This is a genomic window from Bacillus nakamurai (genome assembly GCF_001584325.1).
GTDB lineage: Bacteria > Bacillota > Bacilli > Bacillales > Bacillaceae > Bacillus > Bacillus nakamurai.
The window spans coordinates 87,986-104,513 of record NZ_LSAZ01000001.1; the positions used below are offsets into that span (position 1 = coordinate 87,986).

The 16,528-nt window shown below is 46.2% G+C and carries 15 protein-coding genes; all 15 read left to right on the forward strand.

The window, feature by feature from the left end; genetic code table 11:
• Positions 1 to 169: 169 nt before the first annotated feature.
• The 15 genes from AXI59_RS00440 to AXI59_RS00510 all read left to right on the forward strand — a co-directional run bounded on the left by AXI59_RS00440 (position 170) and on the right by AXI59_RS00510 (position 16,483).
• Positions 170 to 463: a WXG100 family type VII secretion target gene (locus AXI59_RS00440; RefSeq protein WP_013353414.1), complete on the forward strand. Its 294-nt coding sequence runs from the start codon at positions 170 to 172 to the stop codon at positions 461 to 463.
• 75 nt (positions 464 to 538) lie between these two features.
• Positions 539 to 778, forward strand: a complete 240-nt coding sequence (yukD, locus tag AXI59_RS00445; protein WP_061522283.1) for an ESX secretion system protein YukD — start codon at positions 539 to 541, stop codon at positions 776 to 778.
• A gap of 14 nt (positions 779 to 792) precedes the next feature.
• On the forward strand, positions 793 to 2,073 hold the full coding sequence (gene essB, locus AXI59_RS00450) for a type VII secretion protein EssB (protein WP_061522309.1): 1,281 nt from the start codon (positions 793 to 795) through the stop codon (positions 2,071 to 2,073).
• Positions 2,074 to 2,127: 54 nt separating this feature from the next.
• Entirely contained in the window at positions 2,128 to 6,603 is a 4,476-nt protein-coding gene (gene essC / locus AXI59_RS00455; RefSeq protein WP_061527085.1) for a type VII secretion protein EssC, read from the forward strand.
• The gene (esaA, locus tag AXI59_RS00460) at positions 6,600 to 9,689 is read left to right on the forward strand and encodes a type VII secretion protein EsaA (RefSeq protein ID WP_061527086.1); all 3,090 of its coding nucleotides are present in this window, start codon (positions 6,600 to 6,602) and stop codon (positions 9,687 to 9,689) included. Before essC ends, esaA begins: the two co-directional genes overlap by 4 nt.
• Before the next feature lie 7 nt (positions 9,690 to 9,696).
• A complete protein-coding gene (gene essA / locus AXI59_RS00465; protein WP_061522310.1) occupies positions 9,697 to 10,167 on the forward strand; it encodes a type VII secretion protein EssA in 471 nt (156 codons plus the stop codon).
• A 59-nt stretch (positions 10,168 to 10,226) separates the two neighbouring features.
• Positions 10,227 to 10,958: a (S)-benzoin forming benzil reductase gene (locus tag AXI59_RS00470; RefSeq protein ID WP_061527087.1), complete on the forward strand. Its 732-nt coding sequence runs from the start codon at positions 10,227 to 10,229 to the stop codon at positions 10,956 to 10,958.
• A gap of 174 nt (positions 10,959 to 11,132) precedes the next feature.
• Positions 11,133 to 11,663: an HD domain-containing protein gene (locus AXI59_RS00475; protein ID WP_061527088.1), complete on the forward strand. Its 531-nt coding sequence runs from the start codon at positions 11,133 to 11,135 to the stop codon at positions 11,661 to 11,663.
• Between the two features lie 138 nt (positions 11,664 to 11,801).
• Positions 11,802 to 12,038, forward strand: coding sequence for a DUF2642 domain-containing protein (locus tag AXI59_RS00480; RefSeq protein WP_061522288.1), 237 nt, complete (start codon positions 11,802 to 11,804; stop codon positions 12,036 to 12,038).
• A gap of 137 nt (positions 12,039 to 12,175) precedes the next feature.
• On the forward strand, positions 12,176 to 13,282 hold the full coding sequence (locus tag AXI59_RS00485) for an AI-2E family transporter (RefSeq protein ID WP_061527089.1): 1,107 nt from the start codon (positions 12,176 to 12,178) through the stop codon (positions 13,280 to 13,282).
• 63 nt (positions 13,283 to 13,345) lie between these two features.
• Positions 13,346 to 13,567, forward strand: coding sequence for a spore germination protein (locus AXI59_RS00490; RefSeq protein WP_061527090.1), 222 nt, complete (start codon positions 13,346 to 13,348; stop codon positions 13,565 to 13,567).
• A gap of 72 nt (positions 13,568 to 13,639) precedes the next feature.
• Positions 13,640 to 13,888, forward strand: coding sequence for a YueH family protein (locus AXI59_RS00495; RefSeq protein WP_061522291.1), 249 nt, complete (start codon positions 13,640 to 13,642; stop codon positions 13,886 to 13,888).
• 66 nt (positions 13,889 to 13,954) lie between these two features.
• Positions 13,955 to 14,353: a YueI family protein gene (locus tag AXI59_RS00500; RefSeq protein WP_061527091.1), complete on the forward strand. Its 399-nt coding sequence runs from the start codon at positions 13,955 to 13,957 to the stop codon at positions 14,351 to 14,353.
• A 94-nt stretch (positions 14,354 to 14,447) separates the two neighbouring features.
• Positions 14,448 to 14,999 carry a cysteine hydrolase family protein gene (locus tag AXI59_RS00505; RefSeq protein WP_061522293.1) on the forward strand — a complete coding sequence of 184 codons (552 nt, stop codon included), beginning with the start codon at positions 14,448 to 14,450 and terminating at the stop codon, positions 14,997 to 14,999.
• Positions 15,000 to 15,016: 17 nt separating this feature from the next.
• On the forward strand, positions 15,017 to 16,483 hold the full coding sequence (locus tag AXI59_RS00510; RefSeq protein ID WP_156476191.1) for a nicotinate phosphoribosyltransferase: 1,467 nt from the start codon (positions 15,017 to 15,019) through the stop codon (positions 16,481 to 16,483).
• Positions 16,484 to 16,528: the final 45 nt, after the last annotated feature.

The following is a 16,528-nucleotide window of genomic DNA, read 5'->3' on the forward strand; positions in this document are numbered from 1 at the left end:
ACAAAATGTGTAAATTAAACGAAAAGCCTCTTATATCATAAGACTCATTTTGTAAAATTAAAACAGTTTTGTTTGACTGTACCGAATTGTTGTTTTTATAATAATGACGTTCAAAAAATAAGTGAATTAGCCCATATTTAGGCTGATGACACAGGAGGTAATAAGGAATATGTCTGGATTAATTCGTGTCACACCCGAAGAGCTAAGAGCGATGGCTAAGCAATATGGCGTTGAAAGTCAGGAGGTCATGAATCAGGTTGATCGCTTAAACCGAATGATTTCTGATTTAAAAGGCATGTGGGATGGTGCTTCAAGTGAAGCATTTGCGGATCAATATGAGCAGCTGAAACCTTCATTTATTAAAATGTCTGAATTGCTTCAAGATGTGAATCATCAGCTCGAACAAACAGCAAATACGCTTGAGTCTACTGACCAAGATATCGCTAACCAAATTCGCGGATAATAAGATGAATGAAGAAATGGAGCGCCTGATTCAATCGAGAAGACGGCGCTCTTTCTATGTAAGGGTGATATGAATATGTATATCGATATTACAATCGATTTAACACAATATAACGGCAGTGTCTTCGATCTCAGATTGTCAGATTACCATCCTGTGAAAAAAGTCATCGATATTGCCCGCCAGGCACAGAATGTATCCATTCCGCCGCGTGAAGGCTATTGGATCAGAGTGGTCAATAAAGAAACGGTTTTTTCCGGAGAACACAAATTATCTGACTGCGGCATTACGAACGGAGACCGTCTTGAAATTTTATGAAAGGACATGGTGGAATGGCAGATCATAAGCGATCCTACTTAGAAACCGAATTAGACGCCGCACGGGCAGAAACCGAATCAGGCTTCACGTTCACCTTCCAGCGGGAAAAAATCAAGCTTCTGGACGGCCTTGAGGCGAATGTTATCAAAGACGTTGATCCCTTTTTTCAAAAGGAGGTCCTTGTGTCTGAAGACGAAGTAACGATAACCGTCAGCCCCCCTTCCTCCTATCAGGCTTTCCGCTATATAAAAGGAAAAGATAAAAAAAGCAGATGGCAGTTTGCGTACCGTCTCGTCCAAGCCGTCAAGCAGCACAAACTGAAACGGCTCCATATCATCGCGGCGCCGGAAAATATCGTGTTTGATAAAGCGCTGACACCGCATTTTCTTTATTACGGCGTAAAGGAAAGCCTCCCGCCTTATGAAGAAGACGGGCAAAGGGTATGGAAAGAACTGAAAGCGGCCGCAGCGCTTGCAGCTGACGGGGCGTACACCTTTGAAGAGTATCTGAAATACAATGAGACGCTATCATTCTCTCCCGAGGCTAAAAGCATTTTAGAAGCAGAGACGTTTGAAGAGCTGGAAGAAACCATCCAAAACACAATTGACAGGCTCGAAGCCCGGGACAAAACATACATAAAAATACCTAAAAAGAAATGGAAAATACAGAGATACGCCGGACTGGCGCTGGCTGTCGCGCTTGTGCCCGCTCTTTTGTATTCTATGTACATTCTGTTTTTCGCCCAGCCGAAACAAGAAGCGATCGTAGACAGCAACCGGGCGTTTTTAAATCAGCAGTACAGCAAAGTGATAGATACGCTGGCGAAATATGACGCGGAAAGCCTGCCTGAATCGGTGCAGTACGAGCTTGCTTCTTCGTATGTTGCGGTTGAAAAGCTTTCTGAAGAACAGCGGAAAAACATTGGAAATTTAGTCACGCTTCAATCAGATCCGAAACACTTCCTTTATTGGATAGATATCGGCAGAGGAGAAAATGAAGAAGCGATCAGCATCGGCCGCAAACTGGAATACAACCCGTACATCTGGCTCGGGCTTTCGAAATATAAACAGCAATTATTAGCGGATGACAGTATGAAGGACGATGAAAAGCAAAAAGAACTGGACTCCGTGCAAAGCGAGCTGACGAAAGCGCAAAAAGAACTGGACGAGCAGAAAGCGGACGCCGATAGTGATACAGCCGCAACAGCCGGACAAGATGACGGCAAAAAACAAGCCGAAGCAAAGGATAACAATGAGAACGACAAGAAAGATGAGAAAAAAGATGAAAAAAAATAACAGAATACATCAAATGGCCGCAAGTAACGATCAGGCTGTCAGGAGGTTCGCCATATGAGTCTGTTATGGGTGTTTTATCAGAAACACGTTCAAAAAATCAGCCTGTCTGACCTCCCGGCATCTCAGCCGCTGACCATCGGGCCGGAAATGAAGGATACGATCACGATCGGCACTCTTCCGTTACGGCACACCGCAGTCTCCCTTCGCAGCAAAGAAACAGACCTGTATGATGTTTTCCTGGGAAATAACTGTGCCGGCGCATTGACGATAGGAAATGACGTTTCGTTTCAGATTGAAGGAGAGGACATTCGGCTCCGAATCACTGAAGATCAGCAGGAAACGTCTGTTTATTTTATTGGTGAGAAGGATGAGATTGTCTTTTCCTCAGAGCTTTTGGAAGCGGATATTGTTAAAGAACCGTCCTCCGCTCAAAAAGGCACATTTTATTTGCAGAAAGCGGGAGACAGCTGGTCTGTCATTCCCGGCAGTCAGGAAGTTTACGTAAATGGTGAGCGTGCTGCTGCCTCTCAAAAACTTCAGGCGGGAGACGAGCTGCTGTGGAATTTTCTGAGGGTGAGGCTGACGGAAGAGGATCTATTAGAAATCATTCACCACGAACGGTTTCAAACAGGCTTACTCAAGACAAAAAAACCAAGCACCGAAATGAAAAAGAAATACCCGCAATATCGCAGAACGCCCCGGATGGTCTATGATCTGCCCGAAGACCGGGTCTCGTTCAGCTTTCCTTCGCAAGAGAGCGATCAAAACAACAGAGGCCTCTGGCTCGTCATTCTTCCGCCGCTGGTCATGCTGATCGTCATGACGGTTGTCGCCATCATCCAGCCGAGGGGAATTTTCATCCTCGTCTCCATGGCGATGTTTATCATGACGCTGATTACGTCCACGGTTCAATACTTTCGTGAAAAAAGCCAGCGGAAAAAACGCGAGGAAAAGCGGGAGCGCGTGTACAAGCTGTATTTAGATAACAAACGGAAAGAGCTGCAGGCGCTGTCTGAAAAGCAATTGCAGGTGCTCATGTTTCATTTTCCATCCTTTGAAAACATGAAATACTTAACCTCTGAAATCAGCGGGCGCATTTGGGAAAAATCGCTGGAAAGCAGGGATTTTCTCATGCTTCGGCTCGGAACAGGAACGGTTCCCGCAAGCTATGAGATTTCCATGAGCGGCGGCGATTTGGCAAACCGCGACATAGATGACTTGATGGAGCAGTCACAGCAGATGCAGCGTGTGTACAAGGACGTCCGAAACGCACCCGTCACCGTTGATTTACAAGAAGGGCCGATGGGGCTCATCGGAAAATCACAAATCGTAAAAAATGAGATTCACCAGCTGATCGGCCAGCTCGCTTTTTTCAACAGCTACCACGACCTGCGTTTTGTCTTTATCTTTCATGAAGATGAATATAAGGAATGGGAATGGATGAAGTGGCTGCCGCAATTCCAGCTGCCGCATATGTATGCGAAAGGGTTTATTTACAATGAACAGACCCGTGATCAATTGTTATCGTCCATTTACGAGCTGTTGAGAGAGCGGGATTTGGAAGAAGACAAAGAAAAACTCGTCTTCCAGCCGCATTTTGTCTTTGTCATCACAAATCAGCAGCTGATTTCAGAGCACGTCATTTTAGAATACATCGAAGGACGCCACGAGCATCTCGGCATCTCAGCGATCATCGCCGCGGAAACGAAGGAAAGCCTGTCAGAAAACATTCACACCCTCGTCCGCTATATTAATGAAGATGAAGGCGACATTCTCATTCAAAAGAAAAAAGCGGTGCAGGTTCCGTTTAGGCTGGACAAGCATGAACGGAAAAACAATGAACGGTTTGCCCGAACGCTGCGGACATTACAGCATCAAGTCGGGATGACAAACTCCATCCCTGAAACGGTCTCATTTTTGGAACTGTTTCATGCAAAAGAAGTAAAAGAAATCGGCATCAGGCAGAAATGGCAGACAAGTGAATCAGCGAAATCACTGTCCGTTCCGATCGGCTACAAAGGAAAAGATGACATCGTGTATTTAAACCTGCACGAAAAAGCCCACGGACCGCACGGATTGCTGGCGGGAACGACGGGTTCCGGGAAAAGTGAGTTTCTCCAAACGTACATCCTGTCACTGGCCGTTCATTTTCATCCGCATGAAGCTGCATTCTTACTGATTGACTATAAAGGCGGGGGAATGGCGCAGCCGTTTCGCAAAATGCCTCACCTGCTCGGTACGATCACCAATATCGAAGGAAGCAAGAACTTCAGCATCCGGGCGCTTGCCTCGATTAAAAGCGAGCTGAAAAAACGACAGCGTTTGTTTGATCAATATCGCGTGAATCACATCAACGACTATACAAAGCTGTATAAACAGGGAGAAGCGGAGATTCCGATGCCGCACCTGTTTTTAATTTCAGATGAATTTGCCGAGCTGAAAAGCGAAGAGCCAGACTTTATCAGAGAGCTTGTCAGCGCCGCGCGCATCGGGCGAAGCCTCGGCGTGCATTTAATACTTGCAACGCAAAAGCCGGGCGGCATCATTGATGACCAAATATGGAGCAACTCGCGCTTTAAAGTCGCGCTGAAGGTGCAGGATGCAAGCGACAGTAAAGAAATTTTGAAAAACAGCGATGCGGCGAATATTACCGTAACCGGGCGCGGATATTTGCAGGTCGGCAATAACGAAGTGTACGAGCAGTTCCAGTCTGCATGGAGCGGTGCGCCTTATATGGCGGATGTGTACGGCACGGAGGATGACATCGCAATTGTTACCGATACGGGCTTGATTCCGCTCTCAGAAGTCGATACAGACGAACTGGCCAAAAAAGACGCGCCAGCCGAGATCGAAGCAGTGGTTGATGAAATAGAACGCATCCAAAAAGAAATGGGCATTGAAAAACTGCCGAGCCCGTGGCTTCCGCCGCTTGCCGATCGCATACCGCGCACTCTTTATCCGGCAGAAGAAAAAGACCGCTTCTTCGTTGCGTACTTTGATGAGCCTGATCAGCAAAGACAGGCCCCGCTCGCTTATACGATGATGGATGACGGCAACATCGGCATTTTCGGCTCGTCCGGCTACGGGAAGTCAGTAGCTGCGATCACCTTCCTGATGAATTTTGCGGAAGGGTATACGCCGGAGCAAATGCATATGTACATCTTTGACTTCGGAAACGGCACGCTTCTGCCATTGGCGAAGCTCCCGCATACCGCTGACTATTTCTTAATGGATCAAACGAGAAAGATCGAAAAATTCATGATCCGCATCAAGGAAGAGATCGAACACCGGAAACGGCTGTTCAGGGAAAAAGAAGTCAGCCATATCAAAATGTACAATTCGCTCAGCGAAGAAGAGCTGCCGTTCATATTTATAACAATTGACAACTTTGACATCGTAAAAGACGAAATGCATGAATTAGAAACGGAATTCATCCAAATTTCCCGCGACGGGCAAAGCTTAGGCATTTACTTCCTGCTCACCGCAACGAGAGTAAACGCCGTCCGCCAGTCGCTTTTAAACAACTTAAAAACAAAAGTCGTCCATTATTTAATGGACCAATCCGAGGGGTATTCCATTTACGGACGTCCGCCATTCAGCCTCGAACCGATCCCTGGCCGCGTCATGATTCAAAAAGAAGAACTGTATTTCGCGCAAATGCTTCTTCCTGCTGATGCGGAAAATGATCTCGAGATGTTCCAAGCGCTGAAAAGCGATGTGCAGGCATTAGCTGAGCGCCATGCAGGAAAACCCGGACCGGTCCCGATTCCGATGCTTCCGGATATGCTGTCGGCAAAAGAATTCTCGCTCCGCCTCGGTTCGGACCGGGAGCCGTTTCGTATTCCTGTCGGGCTTCATGAGGAAAAAGTCAGCCCAGTGTATTTTGATCTCGGAAAACATAAACACTGCCTTATCTTAGGCCAGACACAGCGCGGCAAAACAAATGTTATGAAAGTGATGATTGAACATCTGCTGCGTGAAGAGACGGAACTGATCGGCCTGTTCGACTCCATTGACCGGGGGCTGTCGCATTATGCGCAGGAAACAAACGTCAGCTATTTGGATACAAAAGAAGACGTGAAGGAGTGGATCGAAACGGCCGAACGCATCTTCGAAGAGCGGGAAGCGCTGTACGCGCAGGCCGTTAAGCATGGCGATGTGCACAAGCTCAGCTTCTCTCCGGTCGTGTTGATGGCAGACGGAATTACGAGATTCCAGCAGACGATCGACACCTCCATTCAGGATGCGCTGGCGATGTTTATGAAATCATACGCGCACGTAGGCTTCAGCTTCATCCCGGCAGGCAATCACAGCGAATTCTCGAAAGGCTATGACTCCTTAACGACGGAAATGAAGCAGATTCGCCATGCGATGCTGCTTGTGAAAAAATCTGAACAAAATGTGATTCCGCTGCCTTATCAGCGGCAGGAACCGGACATTCAGCCGGGCTTCGGCTATTTGGTTGAAAACGGGAAGGAGCAAAAAATTCAAATTCCTTTATGTTCTGCGGAAAGGGAGGCTGTTAGATGACTGAACAACGAAAAAGCCTGATGAAATTAATAGCCGCGGTCATCATCATTTTGCTGCTGCCGGTGCTGTTTTTCCGGTTTATCGGCGATGACCCGACGAAACAAAAAATAAACGCCACACGACAAATCGCGGTCGTAAACGAAGACACGGGGTTAAATGAGGAAACGGAAACGAGTGATGAACAGCCGCAATCCGTCCATTTTGGCAAAGAAGTGGCGGCCGCTCTCGGTGACCGTCCGCATTATTCTTGGACGGTCGTAAACCGGAGTGCGGCGGAAAACGGCTTGGCGGCAAAGAAATATGACGCCATCGTCTACATTCCCTCTGATTTTTCAAAAGACATTTTGAGTTATGACAAGGAGCGCCCTCAAAAAGCTGCGCTGACTTTCAGCATTCAAAACAACCTGAATGCCGTCAACAAAGAAAAAGTGCAGCGCGAGCTTGAGGATGCCCAAAAATCAATGAATAAAAAAATGTCGGCCTTGTATTGGAATTTTGTCTCGCAAAAAGTGAACAATGTCAGAGGCGAATTTGACAAGATCGTTAATAAAGAATCAGAATTCCAAAACGTCATGTACAACTTTTATAAGCCAAGCTCCAATGACTTGGCCGGTGAAATCAAGCGGCAAAAAGACTTAATTGACGAACTGAAAGCATCAATGAATGAAGCGCAGGGCACGTCAAAAGAAAAATTGTCAGCAGCTGACGAAGCAAAAAACACACTTAAAGATTTTGCCGATACGGTTGAACGATATAAACAATATCAAGAAAACCAGAAAAAACTGCTGCTGGCAGCCCAAGAACAAAATCAGCAGCAAATCACAACCGGGTTAAACGCCATTAAAGCACAGCAGGCCGCCAACCAATTCAGCACTCTCATGAGCGGACTGGCTACAGGCATAAACCAGGCAAAGACACAGCTCGGCCAGACCGGCTCAGCAATAGCGGCAGCCCAACAGGTGAGAGAAAAACAAGTGCCGGAGCAGGAAAACGGCATGGGTCTTATCCAAAGCAATTTAATTAATGTCTACCAAAACGGGGCTAAGCTAAATAAATTAAACAGCCTCCTTGTGGAATTAATACCGGCTCGTGAAAAATTAACTGTTGCAGAAAGACCTGATACGGAAAGTCCTGACGATGGTAATCAAGATCAAGATAAAGATAAAGATCAGAATCAAGAAGATAAAGATGATCTAAAATTAGAATTACAAGACCAGCGTGATGAGTTAAAAGAGATTGCTGCGCAAATTAAAAACATTTCAGAAAGCCTAAAAGAAGAGTCTGATACAGAAAATCAAGATACTGATCCAGATACGCCAAAACAAGATAATGGAAAAGAAACAAATTCTGATAATCAAACTGACGATAACGGACAAAATGATGATGGTAAGTCAGATGACCAAGCTCAGGAGCATACCGAAGATACTGAAAAGGAACCTATAGATAGCTCAGGTGCTGAACAAACTGCATCTTCTCAATCAGTTGAGGTTGTCAAACTGGCTAATGAGAGTGAAACTGGAGACGAAAATGAGGGACAACCTGAAGAGGATTCAGATATCAAAAAGGCTAAAGAACAGCTTATTCAAGCCTCAGAACGTATTCAAAAAATTGAAGAGGAATTGAAAGAAAAAGAAAATACGCATAATGAAAAGTTGAAAAAGAAGCTTGAAGAGCTGCAAATACAAATAGACAAACTCAATAATCAAATTGATGATCTGAACATTCAATTAAAAGACCTTAATAAAGATTTAAAGACGCTAAAGGCAAAGAGGAAAGAAGATTTTGATGGCATAAAGACAGCCATTATGGAGTTGGAAAATAAAGATCAATTACAATTCATAAAAGAGATCAATACATTCAATATCTCTGATTTAATGAAATATTATAAATATTTATCTGCATATGATTCTACTCTATTTGGTACGGTTGATAGTGAAGCAAAAGATAAGGCAATCACTGACAAGCAAGGCAATGTCCAATCCGTCCTCGCCATCAAACCGGAAGAAACGGCAAGCTGGGAAAACCTGAAAAACAACAAGATGGAAACCGATGAAGACATCAATCGTTTCATCAGCGGCATGACCGAGTTCACCGATAACTACAACAGCTATATCAGAGATGAACAATCGGGAGTGCTCGATGAGCTGGCCAAAATTTCAGAAAGCGCCGCCAATGCAGCTGATCAGCTCGCAAAAGGCGCCATGCAGGAAGCGGCAGCGTTTAACGAAAACGGTTTAACCGGTACGATGGCGCTGAGCGCTCAGGATACCGTCGGCCGCGAAGTGCTGCAAATGTCAGACACGATGGGCCATCTATCGGAACGCCAGTCAGGCATCATCAGCTACACCGACAACATGCAGCAAAGCGTAAATGACGTGCAGCATAAAGCCGACACCCTCAACAGTAACTGGGGCAAAAACGTGGATTCCACAAAACTGATCAGAAACGACGTCTACGGCATTTTAGGAAATGCGCTCGTCGACGGGCAGGAGAACGGATACGTTTACGATTATTTGGCCAATCCGCTTAAAATCAGCGGCGAGGTGCCGGAAGAACACACCCAAAACGTTCCGCCGGTTGTCATTTTGGTCATTGTCCTGATCAGCAGCCTTCTGATCGGATATTTCAGCTCGTATTATCAAAATGCCCCGCTTCCGGTAAAAGGTGCGCTCTTTGGCATCTTAAACATCCTTGTCGGCCTGATGATCAGTTTGTTCGGTTTGAATATTTACTCGCTTCCGGACGATCAGACGATTAAATGGTCAGTCTTTACCATTCTGCTGCTTGCCGCAAGTTCAGCTTTTATCCGGGCAGCCTTTATCTTCGGATCGATCTCCGGATGGATCGCATCATCCGCGCTGATTCTGTTTTACGTTGCGCCGCTGATCGACCTGATTATGCCGAACTTCAGCTTTGACAGCCCTGTTTCTAAAATCTACATTGATATTCAATACGGAACGGGCCATCTATTTACGATGGGAATCATGGTCCTGCTGATCATTACGCTGATCGCGGCGGCGCTTCCGCTGATTCTTCGTCTGATTACGGAAAAAACGGAAGAAAGCGATCAATCTTATGAAGCGTAAAAAACAAATGGAAAAGGGGATCATGCTTTTTATGCTCTCCTTTTTCCTTTTCATACCCGCCGCTCTTGCTAAGACTGAGGAAAATACCGACGTCAAGCCGAATGAATATGAAAAGAAAGACATTGAGATTCGTACGAATTATTTGCACGACGATGCCTATTCCGAGGAAAAAACGGCGCTCCCAAAAGAACAAAGGGACATCACGTTTGAGAAACCTGCCGAAGGTCAGGATGAAAAACTGATATCAGGCCTGTTCACATCATCAGACATCGAACCGAATACGATCACAGCGCAATCGAAGAAACTGGGAATTACTTTTTCAGAGCCCGCTGTGCAGCATACCTCTGAAACTGAAAAAGAAGAGGAAAAGACATCCTTTTTGCTTCCCGTCATTTATTCTGTTTTGATCCTGCTCGGTATCGCAGCGATTATCTATCTGATCCCGAAAGTTACGGTGCAGGAAAAGTCCAAACCGTAGACGGATTGCTTGTATTTCCGCTGGAGCAGAACGTAAAATAAGAAAAAAGGAGGATTTTCATGCAGTTTTTTCTTATTACAGGCGCTTCAAAAGGCTTGGGCCGCGCTCTTATGGAGCAGGCGCTCAAAGAAGGCCGCGAAGTATCGGCGTTATCCAGAACGGTAAGCGGAGACAAACGCGAAGGGCTGACAGAGTACAGCGTTGATTTGACGAATCTGACAGACACGGAACGGCAAATGAAAGCGATACTCGATCAGGTTCAGCCGGAACGGTACACGGCCGTCACACTTATCAATAACGCCGGGATGGTAGCGCCGATCAAGCGGGCGAAAGAGGCTTCCATGGAAGAATTGGAGCGCCACTATACCCTTAATCTGACGGCACCCGTTTTGCTCAGCCAAATGTTTGCGAAACGTTTTGAATCGTTCGGCGGAAAGAAAACGATTGTAAACATCACATCAGGAGCGGCGAAAAACCCTTACAAAGGGTGGAGCGCGTATTGCAGCTCAAAAGCGGGGCTCGATATGTTTACGAGAACATTCGGGCTTGAACAAGAGGATGAAGAGCTTCCGGCACACATGATTTCATTCTCGCCGGGCGTTATGGACACATACATGCAAGGCGTCATCCGCGCCTCATCGAAAGAAGATTTTCATGATATCGAACGGTTCCGCAATCTGAAAGAGACAAAAAGCCTGCGCAGCCCGGAATATATCGCCGGCGTCATCCACTCGCTGATTTCAGGTGAAGTGGAAAACGGCCGGATATACGACATAAAAGAATTTTTATAGAGCAGGTCAAACTGCTCTTTTTTTTATTGGCTCAATCATTTTGCGGTATCCATGCATATAATGACTGAAACCCTGTACAAGGGGTATAAGAAATAAAGGGTGATGTAACAGATGAATTGAGTTTTTTCTCAATATATGTTAGGATTCTAAAAATATATATAAGGAGGGGTTTCCATGAGAAATGTTACATTAATGGATGTCTTCACCCATCCAATCGCACAAAAATATTTACAGCGCTCCGGTGTCGCCCATGCGATAGCGTGTGCGTTCCATGCATATCGTCTGGCCATAAAAGCAGGCGTCAGCCCGGACCTTGCGGCGAAAGCGGCTTTACTGCATGACGTCGGCCATTATGAATGGTACACAGACGGCAAATGGGATTATGAGAAGTACAGAAGAAACGATATCCATGCCATTAAAGGTGCGGAACGGGCGCATAAGCTGCTCATACGGCTCGGTGAAGAACCGAAAGCGGCGAAGGAAATTGCGCTGGCGATTCTGCTTCATACCGATTCTTATCTGCCTGAGGGCGAACTGGACAAGAATACGCTCCAGCAAACTGTAAAAAAAGCGGATGAACTGGATGAAGAACCGGGCGGGCACCATCACTACCGCCAAATCGACCATACGGCTGCGCTGAAACAAATCCAAAAGCTTGATCAGTTAATTGACCAAGCCCAATATCCCATAAGAAAGTCAGTATAGGCCTCTCCTGCGGCCTTTTCCGCTTTTACATAAATCCGCATATTCCCTATCACCTTTTTGCCCCCATAGACGTACTGTGTCATATTATTTGTCTGCTGCATATACTGATGGAAAACATAGAAAAGGGGAACAGCGAAAATGGCCCATCATGGAAGCCCGCAAATCGTATCGTTAGCAGACCCTTATGTTTACCAGACCATCCATAAGCTTATCGGCTCAAGGCTTATCATTCAAACCGTCAGACGTATTTTCAGGGGGCGGCTGATTGATGCCACGCCTGACCATATCGCCATTGAAGAAAACTGCGATCATGTGTTTTATATCAGAAACCGCCACATGGTTTCTGTCATGCCTGACTATACTGAACGGGTGTAATCAACCGAAATAGGCGCAAACCGGAGGCGGCCCTTCAAGATCCCCGGTGCGTCTTCTTTTTTGAGATACATAGATGCACGATCCTTTTTTTTGGTACAATCACAGTACAAGTTCACTTGACAATAGGAGGAAAAAGCTTGTTGAAATCAAAGGTCCACTTTTGGACGCTGCAAATTTTGCTCGTTTTGCTCATTATTTATGTATCAACGAAAGTATCGTTTATTTTTCAGCCGTTTTTCGGATTTATCACGACCCTGTTTTTCCCCATCCTGATTTCAGGAATTTTATTTTTTATCTTTAATCCGATCGTGCGCCTGCTTGAGAAAAAAATTCCCCGGACGCTGGCAATCCTGCTCATTTATTTGGTTTTTATCGGCCTGATTGCTTTTATGTTTGCCGCAATCGGCCCGATCGTCGCCTCGCAAGTCACCGGGCTGTTTAACAATTTTCCTGATTATATCAATCAAATTCAGGGCTTAACGAATGAGTTATCCCATTCTAAATGGTTTACGTGGATGATGACCCAAAATTATGTCTCGATTGAAAAAATTCAGCAGTCGCTGACAGGTTTTTTACAGAGTCTCCCGCAAAATATTACCGCAAGCCTTTCTGCGGTTTTCGGCGTCGTTACGAATATTACGCTTGTCGTAATCACCGTTCCGTTTATTCTGTTTTATATGCTGAAGGACGGGCAGCGTTTTCCGCGATTGGCGGTCAAAATATTGCCTTCTGCCTACCGGGCGGAAGGCCTGAAAATATTTAATGATTTATATGTCACATTGGCCGCTTACTTTCAAGGCCAGCTCTTAATCTGCCTCTTTGTCGGAACGGCTTGCTTTATCGGGTACTGGATCATCGGCCTGCCGTATGCGTTAATTCTCGGGATGGTGATCGCCGTTACCAATATCATCCCGTATCTCGGGCCATTTCTGGGAGCGGCGCCGGCAGTGATTATCGCCTTTATGGATTCGCCGGCGAAGGCGCTGTTTGCGATTATCGTCGTCGTTGTCGTTCAGCAGCTTGACGGAAATCTGCTGTCTCCGCTTGTGATCGGGAAGCGGCTGAATACCCACCCGCTCACCATTATCCTGCTGCTTGTCGGAGCGGGCAGCTTCGGCGGCATTCTCGCGATGATTCTGGCCGTGCCGGTTTACGCCGTCTTAAAAGCCTTTGTCTTAAATATCTTCCGGCTCATCAGGCTGCGCCAGCGCTCAAAGCGTGAAGACAGCCGCAAGCCGAAATAAAAAAAGGGCACACCTCCGCCTTCAGCGCATAAAATGCTGTAAATAAAGGCGGAGGTGTGGGGTATGCCTGCAATTGTGGGGCCGATTTATATTATGAGTTTAAACGGAGACGCCGCGGCGAGCTTCGGGGATGTGTTTGCCATCTCTCCAAAAGCCGTCGACCACTCAGGCACGGGAGCCGGATGGTTTCATGCCGGCGACTTTGCCAAAGTGAATAATAAATTCAACAAAACGCTCTTCGAAGATATTGATCTGTTTGACGAACCGGATTTGTTTAACGGGTGACAGCCTCCTTTTGGGAGGCTGTTGCTTTTTTGTAGTATAATAGGATCAGTCTTTATAAAAGGGGAATTTCTCATGAAAATCAGAAAAGCGAACATTACCGTGCCGGCCGGAATGATCGGCGATGTGTATCTTCACGAAAATAAAAAAGAACAGCATACCCTCGTTGCCGTTCCTGAGCTGGAATGGAGCACCATCATTTCCTACGAGGAAGACAAACATGCGCTCGTGAAAAGACTGCACCAATCGTTCAGCAAGCTGACAGAGGCAGAGCCTGCTTTGGAATTGGCGGAAAAAATCACCCACTGGGTGACTGAAATGTAACGAAAAACGGTTTACCGCCTCCGGCCAGGGGTGATAATGCTATAACACGCAGAGGAGGGAAGGCCGATGAGCGACAAAACGGTTGATCTTTATTTACAGCAGGGAATGTACGGGCCTCTCCAGACAAAACCGGATGAGCGCCATTTATTTTTAGGCTCGCTTCGTGAAAGAGTCATTATTGCCCTGACGAAGGGGCAAATGCTGCAAAAGTCACCGTATGAAGAAGTGAAGCAGGCGCTGAAGAGCCGCACAAAAGCGGTGCTTTATATAAACGGAAAGCTTCCTTATCACGCCTATTCGCCTTATATGAAGCTCGCCGCAGCAGCCGGCGTCAGAAGCTCCGTCATCTCGGATCTTCAATTTGAGACGCCGCTCGGCCTTGTGTTTGCCGCCGACAATGCCGTGAACCATGACAGCATTTACGTTCAGGATGACATTTTTAAGCGCTCACTCCTGAAACCTTAAGGACAAACCGCGGTTTGTCTTTTTTACAATGCCAATTCACTTACAAGTGGAGATAGGATATAATGTTCACATATGAATGGCGGGGAGGCCGGCTATGAAAAAAGCATTTATCTGCATTGATTATACGAATGATTTTGCGGCAGAGAACGGAGCATTAACTTGTGGCGAACCCGCAAGGCAAATTGAAGATACGATTGTCAAATTGACAGAAGCGTTTATTGAAAATGGTGATTACGTTGTCTTTGCAGTAGATTCACACGATGCAGACGATGGCTTTCATCCTGAAACACGCCTGTTTCCTCCGCATAACATCAAAGGTACAAAGGGGAAAGAGCTGTACGGAAAGCTATTGCCTCTTTATCGGAAACATGAATACGCAAAGAATGTAAGCTATATGGAAAAAACGAGATATTCTGCTTTTGCGGGAACGGACTTAGAGCTGAAACTGCGGGAGCGGCAGATTACTGAACTGCATCTGGCGGGTCTGTGCACCGACATCTGCGTCTTGCATACGGCGGTTGACGCCTATAACAAAGGCTTTCAGATCGTCGTTCATAAGCACGCTGTGGCAAGCTTTAATCCGGATGGGCACGAGTGGGCCCTGTCCCATTTTAAGAACAGCATCGGAGCGCAAGCGGCAGAGTAAGGAAGGGGAAAACAATTTTGGTGGAGCATGGTTTTAAAGACGACAGTTTGTCTTTACATACAGATCTTTATCAAATTAATATGGCCGAGACGTATTGGAGAGACGGCATTCATGAGAAAAAAGCGATTTTTGAGCTTTTTTTCAGAAAGCTTCCCTTTGAAAACGGCTATGCGGTATTTGCGGGCTTAGAAAAAGCGATCGAATACTTGGAGAACTTCAAATTTACCGACAGCGATCTTAATTATTTAAAAACGGAATTAAACTATCAGGATGATTTCATTGAATATTTGCGGGGGCTGTCTTTTACGGGCTCTCTTTACAGTATGAAAGAGGGAGAACTCGTTTTTAACAACGAACCGATTATGCGTGTCGAAGCGCCCCTCATCGAAGCGCAGCTGATTGAAACGGCTTTGCTCAACATTGTGAATTACCAAACATTAATCGCTACGAAAGCGGCCCGCATTAAAGGCGTGGTCGGCGACGAAGACGCGCTTGAATTCGGAACGCGGCGCGCCCATGAAATGGATGCGGCGATGTGGGGAGCGAGAGCGGCCTTGATCGGGGGCTTCAGCGCAACGAGTAATGTAAGAGCCGGTAAGCGCTTTAATATCCCGGTATCGGGCACACACGCACATGCGCTCGTCCAGGCATACCGTGACGAATATACCGCTTTTAAAAAATACGCGGAGACGCATAAAGACTGTGTGTTTTTAGTGGATACGTACGATACGATCCGTTCAGGCATGCCGAATGCGATTAAAGTCGCAAAAGAATTCGGCGACCGCATTAATTTTATCGGCATCCGCCTGGACAGCGGGGACTTGGCGTATCTTTCTAAAAAAGCGCGTGAAATGCTTGATGAAGCGGGATTCAAGGACGCAAAGGTGATTGCCTCAAGCGATCTTGACGAGCATACGATATTAAACCTTAAATCGCAGGGAGCGAGAATTGATACGTGGGGAATCGGTACAAAGCTGATTACCGCATATGATCAGCCGGCTCTCGGCGCGGTTTACAAGCTCGTGGCAATTGAAGAAAACGGCAAATTGACGGATACCATTAAAATTTCATCAAACCCTGAAAAGGTGACTACTCCGGGCAGAAAGAAAGTGTACCGGATTATCAACAAGCTGAACCATCACTCTGAAGGGGATTACATCGCTCTTTACGACGAGAATGTCAATGACCAGAAACGCTTAAAAATGTTTCATCCCGTTCACACATTCGTCAGCAAATTCGTGACCGACTTCTGCGCGAAAGACCTGCATGAGCCGATTTTTGAAAACGGCGTTTTGTGCTACGATAATCCTGAAATTACGGATATCCAGCAATACGTGCAGGATAACCTCAAGCTTCTGTGGGAGGAATACAAACGGATCAGCAAACCGGAAGAATACCCGGTTGATTTAAGTGAAGACTGCTGGAGCAATAAGATGCAGCGGATTCATGAAATCAAGAGCCGGCTGAAACGGGAACTTGAATAGATGACAAAAAGGCCTTTCCGATCGGTGGACTGACCCCATAGAGTG